At 47.1% G+C, this 630-nt stretch carries 2 pseudogenes; one reads left to right on the top strand and one right to left on the bottom strand.

Features of this window, described 5'->3' with window-relative positions:
- Positions 1 to 473: pseudogene (locus tag R7Z50_RS28540) on the top strand (MoxR-like ATPase); the annotation flags it as partial.
- A 70-nt stretch (positions 474 to 543) separates the two neighbouring features.
- On the opposite strand, the pseudogene R7Z50_RS28535 reads toward R7Z50_RS28540, so the two are convergent.
- A pseudogene (locus tag R7Z50_RS28535) lies at positions 544 to 630 on the bottom strand (C factor cell-cell signaling protein); the annotation flags it as partial.

The raw sequence follows: 630 nt of genomic DNA, 5'->3' as shown, positions 1-630 counted from the left end.
GGCCATTCCGAACAGCGATTGTCCCAGCGTTCCACGATTCTTTATTTCTGCTGGATGCGCCAATGGTCAACGCAATGAAGCGAACCATTGATGCGGTTATTGCGGCAGGTGTGCTGTCGTTCAGCCAGTCTTTCATCAACTTTACGACAGCGAATGTGACTTCGGGTGATTTGGTCATCGATGCAACTTCGGGCACATTGAGCTACAAAGGTGGTAAAGCGCACGATGAGCTGAAAGCGTTCGAAGCTTACACTGATGCGATGCTTTTGATTTACAACGATCACGCCGAAGACATGATGTTCGCGGTCGACAATGTGTACTCAGGGTACATGGCGTCTTCAGATGCTGACAAAGAACTTTGGCTGAAAGATCTCAATATGATTCAAGCGTATTTGCGTGGTGATATCGGCGCTGTGGCTGGTGATTACTACAAGATGCTTGATCGCCTACCAACTGCAGTGAGTTTCCAGTAAATAACTCTTAATTCACTCATACAAAGGCCTGCAGCAATGCAGGCCTTTTTCGTCATAGGACTGATGGAGTTTAGGAGTGAAAGATGATCTGTCCGTCTTCTGTCATCACAAGTGTCGCTTTGCTTTGTTCGATAAGTTGGGCAGCATAAGAAGGGGT

This window comes from Vibrio sp. 1249-1 (assembly GCF_033340495.1).
This window is presented reverse-complemented; position numbering and strand designations above follow the sequence as displayed.